We start from the raw sequence: 15534 nt of genomic DNA on the forward strand, positions 1-15534 counted from the left end.
ATAGAATGCATCCTTAGCTGGATCTTCATTTCAAGCTCGGAAAAAATAGAATTAAGTTCTTTTGGTAGTTGATGATATTGGTTATTTTGAGCTATTGTAGTTAAGGCACCTCTTCTGTGGTAGTGATTTCTAGGTAATCTCACTATACCAAGGATCGAGGTGTTTTTCATTTACTCAAGTTGTACAGTACACAATTGATAGACTCTAAATTCAATATAGCTAAATCTCCCCGCTTATTTTATAGGTGCGAAAGTTGAGTTATTTGATTCCCATCTTAATGAAGAATTATTGAAATATATTTCTCCATTAGAATGGGAACACATTAATATTCTAGGAAAATACCGATTTAGTATAAAAGAAATTGCATCATTAGACTCCCTACAATCACTACAAACAACTTAACAGTAAAAAGCCAATTATTCTCTTAGAGTACCGGAAATCGGCTTTTTCTTATGAAATTTTGCTTAGCGTACGAAATTCGCGTTTTGATGGTGCTACCCCATTATGTTGAAAAGGAAAAGAACATCTGAGGAACTAGTGGTGACAATAGAGTTGTTCCACAAATGAGACAGAAGAATAGTGTGCTCTATCCGGGAAAATTGGAATATTTATGATTATAGAAACTGTAGCTATTGAAAATAGAACAAATAAAAGCTAAATAACAATAATATAATCTCTTTTCTAGATATGCCTTTATCAAGAATCAAAAAACTTAATACCACTTAGTACAAAAGCATCAGAACTTGGGCTATAACCAACTAACTTTCTTGTTCCTTCAATATCAATTCGTTTAAACCTGTTGTTAGATACACCATGTAAAATTGAAAATGGAGGTAAGTTCTTTGCCGTCATCGACTTTAAGAGAAGGTCCATAAAATCTTCTGGGCTTAAGTATGCACTCATATCTCTAGCTGTTAGTGGTTTACCATATGGATTATAATCATCATATGCACCTATACGAATAGCAAGACTTTGTAACCCTTCTTCATAAGCAAAATAAGAAGCAACAGCCTCTGCAAAACACTTACTTACCCCGTACATATTTTTGGGTCTCGTGGGTGAATAAGCATGTGGTTGATAATCCAAAGGATAGCCTTCAATTGTTTGAGCACTGGAAGCAACTATCACTTTGGATACATTATTATCACTAGCAGCTCTAAAAATATTATAGGTTCCCTTTATATGATTTTCTAATAAGGAGCCATAAAAATCAGCATTTGGCGAAGGATTACCTGCCAAGTGTATAACTATATCTATACCTTTCGTAAATTCTTGACAAGCAGCTAAATCAGAAACATCTAAATATATGATTTCATGATTTGTATCTTTAAAAGTTTCTAAAGCAGATAAGTTAATATCTGCTAGCCGTAACTGGTAATTCCCTTGCTTATCTAGGAATCTTGTAACATCTTGGCCAATCTTACCTGCAGCACCTGTAACTAAAATTTTTTGCATTTCACTTCATCCTTTCATAAAAAATACATCCCTTGTCAAGGGTCATATAATAGAGCATGCACTTATTGTATGTTGGTAATGGCATTAAATAAAACGAAGAAATATAATGGAGACATGAATAAAATTCATGAGGAGGACCATAGTGACTTTAACAAAATATGAAATATTTAACAAAGTGGCAGAACTCAATAGTTTTACAAAAGCTGCAGAAGTTTTAGGTTTCACCCAATCTGCTGTAAGTCATGCAATTAGCAGTTTGGAAAAAGAGTTTTCCTTTCCTTTATTTATTCGTAATCACTCTACTTTAACATTGACCAAAAATGCAGAGGAGCTTTTAATTACCGTTCGGAAAATTTTATACTATAACAACATGCTGAAGCAGGAAGTAGCCGCTATCAATGGGTTCCAAAAAGGAACAGTAAGAGTGGGGGTTTTTTCGAGTATTTCTAAAAACTGGATTCCTGGTATTCTTAAAAAAATGGAGGAAAAGTTTCCAAATATTGAAATCGAATTACTGGAAGGAAACTATGCTGAGGTTGAGAATTGGTTACAAAACGGGAGATTAGATTGTGGATTTATTAATAATGATACTTACTTTGAATCATTTGAAAAATCCTTTGAAATCGTACAATTGAAGAGGGATCGACTTTTATGTGTTGTATCTAACCAATCCCCATTATGTAAGGAAAACCAAGTATCAATGCAACAAATAGAAAATGTACCTTTTATTATGCCAACATATCAGTGTTATGATGATATTCAAAAAATATTTAGGGAGAATAAAGTTAGCCCCAATATTCGATTCGAAAATATGAATGAATACTCAGTGATCTCCATGGTGGAGAATAATCTAGGAATTAGTATATTGCCAGAAATGATTATACCGACATCAAAAATTTCTTTTGCAGCCATTCCACTTGAAAGTGATAGCTATCGAACTATTGGATTAGCTATAAGAAAACCAACCTCACTCGCGACTAAGAAATTTTCTGAGATTACTAAAAGGTGGGTATCATTTGAATCAATTTAATTTTGCCAAAATCTGAGTTATTTAAACTGATAGGGTTCTTCTTGAACGGAGTAGATTAGTTCAATAAGCAATGAGAAAAAGTTATATATTATGTGTCGATGTAGAACTATAATATACAAAAATCAGGAGGTAATTATATAGTAATATATAAATTATATGACAGAACACCCTAATAACTTTGACTAATTACTAAACCTATATAAATCTTTATGATGGAATTCACTTAAATTAACAAGTAATGATTTGGAACGAATGTGCAATCAAAGTTGATACGCCATACGCATTTGATGAAAAATAATTAGTGGGTATGGGACGTGTTATTTCAGATGGTGTAATTACTGGAGTAGTTTGGGGAATGTATGTTCTGTCAATCTGTCTGTCCGAAGGAATCGCCGCCATGTACAAATCGCGCTGGGCAATTGAATCATTTTTCCGCTGGATTTAGCTGAATTTGAACGTTCCCGTATTGTTTGGCACAACATCCAATGCGTTGTTCAATCAGTTATTCACAGCTATAATTGCCTATGCTTTGCTGAAATTTCTTCATGCACAAGGCCAAAAGACAAAATAAACGCTTGTCATTTGCAGGTTTCACATGCCTGTTTCTTTGTGAAGCCTTGTCAATTGAGTGGCAAATTAGTTTGAAAGAAACACTTGAATTCTACAGGTCGATAAATCAAGAAACTGTATTACTTTGGTTAATCAACATACGTGTTAATTTATAGTATAATGATTGCTTGAAATAATGCGGTGGAAAACAGGGAAAAGAGGGAACCGATGCCTACTATACTAGTTGCTGACGACGATGCGAACATTCGCGAACTCGTCTGTTTATTTCTACGCAACGACGGATTCGCAACAGCTGAAGCAGCGGACGGCAAGGAAGCACTGGCCGTCTACATCTCAACGAATGTCGATCTTGTCGTACTTGACATTATGATGCCGATTATGGATGGTTGGACGTTAAGCAAGGAGCTCCGAAGAGCCAATCCTGATCTACCTTTACTTATGCTGACTGCGAGAGGAGAAACATGGGAGAAAGTGAAAGGTTTCGAACTTGGGACGGACGATTATTTAACCAAACCATTCGATCCGTTAGAGTTGACGGTTCGTGTTAGGGCACTACTCAAACGATACAAGATTGGCTCCACGCAGAAGATCCATTTCGGGAACGTCATCCTTGATCGACAGACCTATAAGGTGATGAACGGGACGGAGTCGCTTAAGTTGCCGCTAAAGGAGTTCGAATTGCTGTATAAGCTCGCTGGAACACCCGGACAAGTCTATACGCGCGTGCAGTTGATCGATCAGATTTGGGGTATCGATTACGCCGGAGATGATCGAACGGTAGACGTACATATTAAACGGCTGCGTGAACGGTTCGCGACAACACCCGATTTTCGGATCGAAACGGTGCGCGGGCTTGGGTATCGGCTTGAGGTTTATGAATGATCAGATCCTTATATATACGTGTTGTCCTGACATTTTTAGTCTCCATCATCGGGGGCACGATCATTTCTTTTTTTGTGTCAACTTGGATATTCGAAGATAAATTGAACGAAAACGCTCAAATCAACTCACGTAACTTTGGCCAAGACATCGTCCGGATTTACAAGACCTTTCCGTTACGTGAAGCGGACTTGTTCGTAAGTGAAATGAAGCAGCTCGATTCTTATTATATTCGAATTTACGAAGCAACGGGTCAGTTCAAGTCTTACGGTAAAATTCACGGACACAAACCTGCGCCTGTGACGATGGAGCAACTAAAGAAAGTATTAGATGGAGGTGTTGTTCAGGACACTCCTAATGGTATTGCCACGGTCCTCTTAGGGTTGCCATTGAAAACAGAAATGGGAACGAAAGCGATATTTTTGGAAGCGCTCGCTCCTCCTTCAGCCTCTTTTGTCACAAAGTGGGCATTGGTCTTTGCAACATGTTCGTTGATTGCAGGAAGCTTATTGATTCTAGTTGCCTCTGTATTCCTGGTAAGACCGATAAAAAAGCTGACAAAAGCGACCAAGCGGATAGCATCTGGAGATTTCAACGTCAAGTTGAATATTAAGCAAACGAGTGAGCTGGGTACTTTGGCTCGCAGCTTCGAAGAAATGATGCACGATCTGCAGCAACTTGAGCAGATGCGCAGGGAATTCGTAACGAACGTGTCGCACGAGGTTCAGTCTCCGCTCACTTCGATATCCGGTTATGCTCTAGTGCTTAAGCAAGTTGACCTTTCAGAATACGAACGAAGCCGTTATCTTGATATTATCATCGCTGAAGCGAAAAGGATGTCCAAAATGAGCGATAACCTGCTAAAGCTGAGTTTTCTTGAATCGCAGTCAAAGCAACTGCGGCTCGTCACACTCAGCCTCGATGAACAAATCCGACGGATAATCGTGGCGCTCCAGCCACAATGGTCTGCTCGCGATATACATTTCGAGCTTGATTTACAGACAGTTAAAGTAACGGCTGATCATGACCTGTTAAATCAGGTATGGACGAATATCCTCAGAAATAGCATCAAATTTTCCGAGGATGCCGGCGTGATTAACGTAAGCATCAAACAAGATATCAAAAACGTGACAATCCTAATATCCGACACTGGTATTGGTATTCACCTTGACGACCAGAAGCGTATATTCGATCGTTTTTTTAAGGCCGATCGTTCCCACAGTCGTAAGTATGACGGAAGTGGTATGGGACTCGCTATCGTTAAACAGATCGTGTCGCTTCATCAAGGTGACATCCGAGTGAAAAGTGAACCTGGTCAAGGAACGACCTTCATTGTCACCTTGCCAATCACTACACCAACAGATTAGTTAGATTCATTCTCTATGCTACGACTCATATGCAAGCTTACTTGCATATAGAGCCGTAGCATTTTTTTTGGCAGTTCATATTCAGTTCATATTGTCGTCATGGTGAGTACATCTTCATTGGTTAAGTTTTCATTACAGGCACATGAAGGAAGGCAAACAGATCAGGACAGGAGAAGATGACAGTGACACAACAAGAGGAAAAGAAAACGCTGAGCGGAATGAAAATAAAGAAAGTGCGAAACATCTTACTTAAAATCATAGGAGCAATCGTTCTAGCCATTGTACTTTTTTTAGGTATTGTTTATATCGTAAATGTGATGAGTAGTCATTCGGAGCAAAAACGAATAGTGCCCTACGGGCAGCACGTATCTGTAGACGGGAAAAACATGAATGTGTTAATTCAAGGCGAGGGCGAGGAAACGATCGTGCTCCTGCCTGGTTATGGAACAGCTACTCCAGGGCTTGATTTTAAGCTTCTTATCGATGAATTATCTCCATTTTACAAAGTTGTTGCGGTAGAGCCTTTCGGTTATGGATTAAGTGATGAAACTGTAAAAGAGCGAACCACGGAGAATATGGTAAGTGAAGTTCATGAAGCTCTACAGCAGCTTAATATTAACAGATACATGCTCATGGGCCACTCCATTACAGGTATTTATGGAATTGATTATGTGAACAAATATCCAAACGAGGTGACTGCATTTGTCGGAATCGATAGCAGTGTTGCAACACAACCGGGTATGGATATCAATTTCCCATTAAAAACGTTTGCATATCTCAAAAAATCAGGCCTCTTAAGATTGGCTATGAAAATCAGTGCTGACCCCTATGCTGGACTGGCATTTGATGAAAAAACCGTAGAGCAAATGAAAATGATTTCGAATAAAAACATGTATAATGACACAACCTTGAATGAGATGGACCATATTTCGTCTAATTTTAAAGGGGCTCAAGGTTTAATCTTCCCTAAATATCTTCCACTTCTTCTCTTTGTACAAGCGAATAGTGAAGATGTAGCAGGATGGATACCTCTGCATGAAGGGCAGATCAAAGACTCGGTACATGGAAAAGTAGTAACCATGGATGGATCACATTATTTACACCATACCAAATTCAAAGAAATCGCTGAAAACGTTAGACTATTTATGAAAGAAGTAAAGTAAGTGTTCAGAGAAATGTTCATCCGTTATTTTATGCATTTGTCTACAGTCTGCAAGACCATCATTTCGATGGTCTTTTTTATGTCCAAACAGTTGTATATTTCCAAACGAAGATTATACTTTCGCCTGAAAGACATTGGGTTTCATTTTCATATTAACTAACGAGGCAGGTGTGCGGCCAAGCCTAGGTCGTATCATATAACGGGTGGGATTCCCGTCGAGTAAGAACTAGCCATTCGCTCGTAGCGAGTCTTGGAGGGCTAAAGGTAACTTTAAGCGTTAACAGTTAGGTGGCGGATTTGCTTTACTGATCGTTCTATTCATCCTGTTAATCATTATAGGATGTAGTTGTTGGGGCGGATTCGGTTACTAAAAAAAGGGGCACTCATAAGAGTGTCTTTTTTCTCAATATAAGAACTCTAAGAATATGATATTATTTTAATGCAAATTCCCTTTTGTGCAATGAGATAGTAATGCCCAACAAAAAACCCACCTATTTCCGTAGGTGGGCCTTATCTTTATTACACAATATCAAAGTATACTCTCTTTTTCTCGTAAATTTTATGTAATTATACATATTTGTAAAAATTACATAAAATAAATATTACATGTAGTAAAATATAAATTGTGGACACGTTCTATAAAGCTGATTCTCCGATTAGAAGGCGTAACACATCTCAACCATATAGGTGTGGCGTTGCTTTAATCTAGCCAAACAAACGATCTCGATTCTCTTGTATTTGTACACTAACAATCTGTTGAAAATAAATGATTCTGTTTTATAGGACGTGTTTACTTAATGTCCAATACATATTATTAAATTAAAGTGGTTCAAGTCGGAGGAAGGCACCTTAGGGTGTCTTTTCTTTATGGGGTCTCATCAAATCGGTATCTGACTTATTTTTTATGTTTATCATGCAATTTTTTGTTGTTGCATTTCTTTTTATTAGCTTGATAGCGATGTGGCGGTACCCCGTTAATAGAAAACTACTGCAAGAGTTATAGTTTTATGTTTTCATTTCCCTTTTGGCATTTATCTTTTAATCAGATGAATGCTTTTTTTAGTACATAATAAAAAATAACCAGAAAAACTGTCACAAAATCGGTTTTTCTGGTTTCTCTATAATACAGGCATCAAATTGAAAGTGAGGTTTAAACTAACATGTTAACCATAGAAAATGAAGAAAGTCATGCTTCTGATATGCCTTTTGAAGATTTATTTAAGCAGTACTATGCTTATGCTGTGAAACAGATTATATGGATTGTTAAAGATCAATCTATCGCTGAAGAGTTAGCACAAGAAGTGTTTTTACAATTATATCGTAGCGACTGGAAAGTAATTGAAAACATACCTGGATGGTTGATTAAATCTTCTACTTATGTAGCTTATAACCATTTGCGATCTGAAAAAAGGCAACAAGCGAAGATTGATAAAGAAATACAATACCATGAAGTACAAAATGTTTCATCATTAGACGATGATTGGATAAGAAAAGAAGAAATTACAAAGGTACAAACGATACTAAATAAAATGAATGATCGAGAACGAACCCTTTTACTAATGAAATTCTCTGGTTTTCAATATAAAGAAATTGCAGAAATACTTCAAATTGAAATATCTTCTATTGGAACATTATTGGTCCGAGCCAAAATGAAATTTCGCAAGATTTATAAACAAATGGAGGAGGCATAACAAATGAAATGTTATGATATCGGATTTATTCAAACATATATTGATGGAGAACTTTCTCATGATATAAGAAAGGAATTCACAAAGCACCTAGATACATGTGAAGCATGCCAAGATTTATTAGTAGAAATCAGTAAATTAAATCAATGGGAAAACGTAATGCTAGATGAAGAATCTGCAAATTCACCACAAGAAATCAAAATTGATATAGAACAAGCATGGAAAACATTTGAAAGTCGTTCCAAGCTAGACAATGTTTCTAATATAAATCACAAAAAACAACAGAAGAAGGGACTCTTTACAAACATGAGTAAAAAATCAAAACGTTTCATGTATACAGCAGTAGCTGCAGCAGCACTGTTCACAACAGCAATGATTCCACAAGTACAAGTAGCGGCTACAAATGCTGCCTCATATTTTTCTGATGCAATTACAAATGATAAAGTTGTAAATGAAGGAATACAAGATGAAAATGGTGTCACACAAGATATGATGAAGAATGGTAAATATATTCCTATTGATGAAAAAATTACAGATCAAAGTATTACTGTACATTTCAAAGAATTATATATCGCAGATTCACGTATATCAGTTCATTATAGAATGGAAAAAGCTGACGGAAGTTTAGTACCATTTGAATTTGATACATCAGGATTAGAGCTCGAAAATGATGGTAAAATTAATGGGCAACAAGAGGAAAACCCTGAGATTAAACATGAAGGGAGACTATCATTTATCCATGATTCAGATGACCGTCTTCCTTTTGAACTTATGGCAGCAGGTAAAAAATTAAATGATGTAGGTATTCGTGATAATGATAAACCCGAAGGTGTTGCTACATTTGTTATAGTTTCTGGGGGAAAAGACGATTTTAAACAGCCCCTTACTTTAGATGTAAATATAAATAGAATTGGAAAAGTAATTGGATCTTGGAAAGGTGAAATTCAAATTGATACTTCACATCTGAAAAATAATACTAATTAAAATGAAAAAAAGAATAGAACAATATGTATCTAATGCTCAGTTTATATGTTTTCTTGTTTTCGTTACATTTATTTCTTATATAGTTTTTACTCTATCTTTTATTTATGATTTAAGTTTATAACCTTAAATCAATCATTTAAGACCATTACAAGAAAAACCTCCCTAAAAAAGTAGGAAAATAAATAACCGGTCCCTTAACGTATAAGGAATCGGTTATTTTGTATCTAAAATGTGTCTAAACTTACAATTTTCTTTTTTGATATGGTGCACCTATAGAGAAAGAATTTTTTCGTTTAGGGGGTACTTCAAAACCTTAACTTGATGGCGATGGGGTCCCGCCAACATAACGCGAATTTCGTACGCTAAGGAACTTTTTATTTAAAAACTTGGTTTTCCGTACATTAAGAGTGTTCCATAAACGGTATTTGATGTTTGATATAAAAATTTGTTTTTGGTCATGAGTTTTTGAACTGAATTTTAAACATATTTCAGTCAGTTTTGATAGATATAAATAAAGTTCCTTAAACGACCGTTTTAGGGACTATTTGGACTGGTTAGTCAACATGTGATACCGCCAGCATTTCGAAAAAAACACGCTAAGCAAATTAAATAAGAAATAAGCAGGTTTTATCACGTTAAGAGTAAACCTATTTATGAAAAATAAAATTCTTAAAAAATGGAGAGCCGATACCATAAACCTGCATTATTAATGTAGAATTTTGATGTTGGCTCTTTATTTACTAAAATAGCAAGTTAGTGAATAAATTGTTCATATTTTTTCGAGAGGAGGTTAAGCAATGAGAGCACCGTATCAAGTATTGATATTTCCTTATATAAAAACTGATGATTCCATTCAATATGGCATTTTTAATCGAAGTGATTATGGTTATTGGCAAGGAATAGCTGGTGGTGGAGAAGATGGTGAGACTCCTATTGAATCAGCAAAACGGGAAGCGTTTGAAGAGGCTGGTATTATAAGAGAATGTCCATATATAAAACTAGATTCTGTGTCTTCACTACCAGTAGAGGATGTAGTTGGTGAATTTCTTTGGGGAGAAGATGTTTATGTAATAAAAGAATTTTCTTTTGGAGTTAAAGTTCCTACAAAAAATATTAAATTATCTAAAGAACACTTCAAGTATAAATGGTTGTGCTTTGAGGAAGCCGTAACGCTTTTAAAATGGGATAGTAACAAAACAGCTTTGTGGGAATTAAACAAAAGGCTGTTAAAATAATTTAAGTGTTAGTTAACAAAGCCGATAATAGAAATCACACATTAAACATATATTTATACGCGTCGTTACTACACGTTAAGGAATAGTAATAAAAAGATGATGCCGATAAAACTATATAAAAACCAAAAGAATCCTAAGATGGGGAATGTTTTATGAAAATTAAGCATAGTAAACCTCCTTGGGTATATAAAGGATTATAATACATCGTTGGTCTATTTAGAATACTAACCATGAATTGGATGGCATTAGGTATGGTTAAACTAATAGAAATGATACATTAAACGTATTTAATGAGTCTGCTAGGTATAAAGATAATTGATAATCATACAATGATATGGAAGGGCCTTTTCTAACGTGTTAGTTACCTCAACGTATATGTATCTCTTGGCGCCTGGGCGAGGGTGCTTTTTTTATTGCACATTTATAATATGGACAAGCATAATATTATGTAACAGGACGAGTTCTTCGTGTCCTATTCAATGCTCAGGATAAACCCCAATTCACATTGAGAGCACCAATAGCGAGGGTACTCTCTTTTTATTGAATCAACATTTATTTTTATGCCTAATGAATTCGCTAAGTGGATACTATTTCATGTAAAATGGTGATTTTATTTATATTCTGGATAGATTTCTTGCGAAATATGTAACTAGAGCCGTATTTAAATTGAAATATGATACGATAGTTGTATATATACATTTAGATGGTAAGAGGGGATAAAAGTTGATGAAAAACCATATAAAAGTAAATGGAAAACTCCTTCAAACAAATATATACAATTTTAATTTTTTTGGAGGCGTTTTTCAATAAGCTTTGCTTTTTCATTCACTTTTGTTGTATATGTGAAATCACCGTAACAATATGGATATCTAAAATTTTGTTTATTTCCACCACAAGTGTATGTAGCTGGATTCTGATCAACTTTCAACTTAGAAAACTGTTTAGCTGTATCTTCCGAGTGTTGTTTAGCTTCTTGATTGGCAATAAAATCAATATAGCCCGGCCCCATATTATAGCTTTGAATAATTGTATCCATGCTAACACCTTTTTCTTCTCCATATCTATACATTTGAACAAAGTGTTTTACCCCTTGTTTAATGCTCAAGTTTATCTCTTGGATTTCATTTGGCTTTAATCCAAGTGATTCGGAAGATTGCATAGGATCGTTGCCCTCACCCCTACTCTCGTGGTACATAATTCCTAGTAAAATTGCTGTTTTTTCTCCCAAATTATATTTTTCTAATTCTTTTTTCATGATGGGCTCATATTGCAATAAACGTTCCTCGGTAGCAAACGCTTTATTTTTTTGAGTATTGGTTTTGTCATTAAAATATAGTATCCCGATTATTGTTCCTAACCCTAAAATACTAATAAAGAATAATATAATAGTTTGTACTTTTCTCTTATTCTTCAAATATTACTCCTCCTTTTACAAGAAACCCTATTTTCAATGGTGGCTGGTTATTAAAAAATTCAATAATTCTCTATTTTCTAGCTTTTTTAGACTCGAAAATTTTTTTCTAAATGCTAAGTTTAATAGAAAAATTTAAAGATAAGGTAAAGATAAGATAAAGATAAAATAAAGTCCATTTTTTAGGGTATCTATTATGTGTTCTAAAGGCTCCAGGTTCAAGAGATATATTATCTACATAACCCATAAGAGAGAAGGAGGTAAGCAAAATATCACTTGAAACAGATATAATTCTTTCTTTATTAGATATAAAACTGTGGATGGCCCATCATTCGGAAATTAGTCGCTTAAAAATAAAAAAAATTAAAATCAGAACCGTACCTCAATAAGTCTTCAAGTGTTAATAAAAGAAAGCTATATAAGGTGAGGGAATAAAGATTCAACACCAATGATTATAATAAAAAGAACCTTCAATAGGCTCTTTTTTATAGTTGGTAAATATGTTATCAACAATAGATGGTAATAAAGATAGAAATTTAGACACTTTTTATTAATGGGCTAAGTTTTCTTAGGAAGAAATCTATTTCTCATGACTGATCGCTAGATATAACAGGATATATCATTTATTAATTTGGGTGGGTGATTTAGCTTTTTGAGTTTACTACACTAAAATTTAAATTTTGTTTAGGGACAAAATGTTAAAGTGTTACATTCTGAATTAACAGAAAATTAAAGTGGTAAAAATCCTATTAAATCTTTTATCAGGTAACTCATATTTCTTTGGCCTTATTTTCATGGTATTACCGAACGTTTATATGTCTCTAAGGGAAAGAAATACTTTAAGTTTTATTACCATCTAATGTTTGATTAAGATGGTAACATGAAAATAAAACGTTTACAACTAGAAAGTAAAGAAAAAATATAAAAATTCGACTTTTTTCGACATTACGACTATGAGAGAAAGAATCTAAATTAAGTAAATCTTATATTTAGAGGGGATATTTACCTTATACATAACGGTTAAAACATTTGCAAATGTTTCACGAGTAATTAAAAACGTCGAATATAATATTATATTGTGACAATTTTAAACAAATATACTTTATAATTCATACTTAGACTAATAAATTAATTACTAATAAATTAAATACGCTATATTTAATAGAGTATAATACGGAATATTTAACTTTAATATTCCATATTATATATAATTATGAATCATTTAACATATTTGTTGCGGGAAATTTTGACATAAGATATTTTAAATATTAAGCACAGAAACATTTCAAAGAAAAAGAGCTATTTTAAAATGTACCCTAAAAACGTTTTTCCTAAAAGTAGTAAGATTTTGCAAAAATGTTTCTGTGCCTAATTAGATGAAAATAATATGATAAATTGTAGTTTGCAAATTACATTTCAAAGTATAAAGGGGGCATTTATTGCAGCTCGAATATCTATTACTGATTTATTGCATAAAAAAGTAGCTGCACAAAAGTACAGCTACTTTTTTCTTGAAAACATTATTATGCAAATAGCATACTTAACGTAAACTTGCGCTTAACGGTACTTGTGAATAAATTGTGAAATTGCTACTCTATGTTTCTAACTAACATTTTTGCACCAAAACCATATAAAAAAAGGACGAATAGTTACGTCTTCTTTTTATATGGTTATATTAGCTACAAAATAATATCATTTAAATACATCTTCTATTATATTAGCAGGGGATAGTGATAGAAAAGTGTGTTCCTTTTCCTAGTTCACTTTCTACCTCTATATCTCCGTTTAATTCTTTAATAATACTGTACGCAATCATAGTACCAAGCCCAGTACCTTTTTCTGTTGTTGAATAAAATGGCAAGGCAATACGTTTTATTTGTTGGGAAGACATTCCTATTCCTGTATCAATAATATCAATTACAATATTATCTTTTATTTTTTGTATATTTATTTGTAATACGCCACCATTTTTCATAGCCTCAATTCCATTTTGTATGATGTTGGTTAGACATATTTTTAATTTTTCAGTATTAGCATTTATGTAAAGGGAATCTGTTGTAATATGCTGTTTTATTTCAACATTATATGAAAGAGCGAGTGGTGAAATATTATCTTTCACTTGATTTAATATGTAATTAATATCTAGTTCCTCTTTTATAATGTTTTGTGGTTTGGTTAAAGATAAATAGTTATTAATAGTAGATTGTATTTGCTGCATTTCAAGTAACATAATTTCTAAGTACTTATCTTGAGACATCTTAGCACTCTCATCTTCATTTAGTAATTGAGTGAATCCACGTACCGTGGTCAGTGGATTATGAATTTCATGCGCGATCGATGCAGCTAGTTCGCTAGCTATATAAAATTTTTCTGCTCTTTGCATTCTTTCTTTTATTTTATATTTCTCGATCATTCCTTCTATTAAATAAACTGATAATAATACTGTGAAAATATTTATGATTATATAATTGAATAAAAATTCAATGAGAGTAGAGTCAATTTTACCACCTGTATTTATTTGCGTTACAATACCGCAGATAGAAAGGGAAGTTGTACATATCAAAATAAGTAGAATACTTAATAATATCTTCTTTTCCTTGAAATAAGTAGGTGACAAGTAACGAAACATGATTGTAATAACAGAAATAATAGTAAAGATAATAAATGATGGGAAGACTCCGCTTCCACCTAAGTAAAATCTATAAGAAAGATATAAAACTCCAATACAAATAATGCTCTTTGTATTTCCATATAGAAAAACTAATATAATGGGAATAAAACGTAAATCATAAATGAACCCAGCGTGTAAATGAAAAGGAAAAGTCATACAAAAAATAATTGCAATGGAGGAAAGTACAGAAATTAATATATTATTACATGCCATTTTTTCTTTATGTTCTAGCCAAAATACTTGGTAACTAAGGATACAAATAATAATAATAAATGTATTTAATAATAGTGTAGGAATTCCCATAGTTTATACCTCTCTGAGAGTTTGTAAGTAGGATTATGTATGTGTTTAATCTAGGTGTTTGATTTTATTAGATTTTCTATCTTTAAAAAAGAAAAGGAAGGGCACTTGAAAAAGTGCTTTTTTACCATTTATATTAAAATCGATGAGGAAGATAGAAATAAAAAGTTACTTTTACTTATGAACAAAAAAAATTGAAAGTAGCCCTTGTATAGGTAAAAGATGAAGCAAATTACTGAAATAGTTACGTTTCTCTGGAGTGAATATTCCGAAAAAACATTGTGTATGGCGAAATCCATTTTATAACCTTCGCCATATTAACATGCAACTTATTAAATTACAAAGAAAAAATTAAAAATTATTATTTTTTTGTTATTTTAATTTATTTAAAAACGTAAAAGTATTCAAGAGGTTACCATTGAGATGCTAGGGTACTTAGACCAATATCCGAACTTCGTAATAACGTTGTTACTTTTTACTAATATTCTTAATACTAATTTTAGTATAATTAATTGATTGAAAGTTCTAATAATTATTTACGTACCCCTTTTTTTATATCATTTTATATTAAATACAATGATATTTATTGTCACATAATAATGCAAATTTCCAGTAAACTAATAGAAAAAATCCTATAAAAACATAATTTACTATCTTTTATATAAACATTGCAGGTGTAAATGCAATAAAATTTCATTATTAATACATATATTCAATCTGAAAATATCTGTTTACATATTAAAATATCTTTGGAGTGGTCCTTCATGCGAAGAATCGTTTCC

General features: G+C 33.3%; 11 protein-coding genes and 2 pseudogenes. 10 read left to right on the forward strand and 3 right to left on the reverse strand.

Annotated elements, in window-relative coordinates; genetic code table 11:
* Positions 1-696 precede the first annotated feature (696 nt).
* The gene (locus JFU54_RS14915) at positions 697-1455 is read right to left on the reverse strand and encodes an NAD-dependent epimerase/dehydratase family protein (protein WP_002014092.1); all 759 of its coding nucleotides are present in this window, start codon (positions 1453-1455) and stop codon (positions 697-699) included.
* Between the two features lie 142 nt (positions 1456-1597).
* Between JFU54_RS14915 and JFU54_RS14920 the strand changes: the two genes are divergently transcribed.
* The 9 genes and pseudogenes from JFU54_RS14920 (at position 1598) to JFU54_RS14955 (ending at position 10370) form a co-directional block, all read left to right on the forward strand.
* The gene (locus JFU54_RS14920) at positions 1598-2485 is read left to right on the forward strand and encodes a LysR substrate-binding domain-containing protein (RefSeq protein WP_002142572.1); all 888 of its coding nucleotides are present in this window, start codon (positions 1598-1600) and stop codon (positions 2483-2485) included.
* Positions 2486-2641: 156 nt separating this feature from the next.
* A pseudogene (locus JFU54_RS29760) lies at positions 2642-2876 on the forward strand (GNAT family N-acetyltransferase); the annotation flags it as partial.
* Positions 2877-3262: 386 nt separating this feature from the next.
* A complete protein-coding gene (locus tag JFU54_RS14925) occupies positions 3263-3937 on the forward strand; it encodes a response regulator transcription factor (RefSeq protein WP_002084315.1) in 675 nt (224 codons plus the stop codon).
* Positions 3934-5301, forward strand: a complete 1368-nt coding sequence (locus tag JFU54_RS14930; protein WP_201064995.1) for a sensor histidine kinase — start codon at positions 3934-3936, stop codon at positions 5299-5301. The genes JFU54_RS14925 and JFU54_RS14930 overlap by 4 nt, the downstream gene beginning before the upstream one ends.
* Before the next feature lie 182 nt (positions 5302-5483).
* Positions 5484-6464, forward strand: a complete 981-nt coding sequence (locus tag JFU54_RS14935) for an alpha/beta hydrolase (RefSeq protein WP_016100944.1) — start codon at positions 5484-5486, stop codon at positions 6462-6464.
* Between the two features lie 286 nt (positions 6465-6750).
* Positions 6751-6834: pseudogene (locus tag JFU54_RS14940) on the forward strand (YjcZ family sporulation protein); the annotation flags it as partial.
* A gap of 789 nt (positions 6835-7623) precedes the next feature.
* On the forward strand, positions 7624-8154 hold the full coding sequence (locus JFU54_RS14945) for an RNA polymerase sigma factor SigX (protein ID WP_002016748.1): 531 nt from the start codon (positions 7624-7626) through the stop codon (positions 8152-8154).
* A gap of 3 nt (positions 8155-8157) precedes the next feature.
* Entirely contained in the window at positions 8158-9135 is a 978-nt protein-coding gene (locus JFU54_RS14950) for a DUF4179 domain-containing protein (RefSeq protein WP_201064997.1), read from the forward strand.
* Between the two features lie 797 nt (positions 9136-9932).
* Positions 9933-10370, forward strand: a complete 438-nt coding sequence (locus JFU54_RS14955; RefSeq protein WP_002066317.1) for an NUDIX hydrolase — start codon at positions 9933-9935, stop codon at positions 10368-10370.
* Between the two features lie 781 nt (positions 10371-11151).
* On the opposite strand, the gene JFU54_RS14960 is transcribed toward JFU54_RS14955, so the two are convergent.
* Positions 11152-11784: a lysozyme family protein gene (locus JFU54_RS14960; RefSeq protein WP_098636368.1), complete on the reverse strand. Its 633-nt coding sequence runs from the start codon at positions 11782-11784 to the stop codon at positions 11152-11154.
* Positions 11785-13183: 1399 nt separating this feature from the next.
* On the opposite strand from JFU54_RS14960, the gene JFU54_RS14965 reads away from it, so the two are divergent.
* Complete coding sequence (locus JFU54_RS14965; RefSeq protein ID WP_002035241.1) at positions 13184-13330, forward strand: hypothetical protein; 147 nt, start codon at positions 13184-13186, stop codon at positions 13328-13330.
* Between the two features lie 168 nt (positions 13331-13498).
* Here the strand turns inward: JFU54_RS14965 and JFU54_RS14970 are convergent, their stop codons facing one another.
* Positions 13499-14755, reverse strand: coding sequence for an ATP-binding protein (locus JFU54_RS14970; protein ID WP_201065000.1), 1257 nt, complete (start codon positions 14753-14755; stop codon positions 13499-13501).
* Positions 14756-15534 lie beyond the last annotated feature (779 nt).

This window comes from Bacillus sp. TH19, from assembly GCF_016651075.1.
GTDB lineage: Bacteria > Bacillota > Bacilli > Bacillales > Bacillaceae_G > Bacillus_A > Bacillus_A mycoides.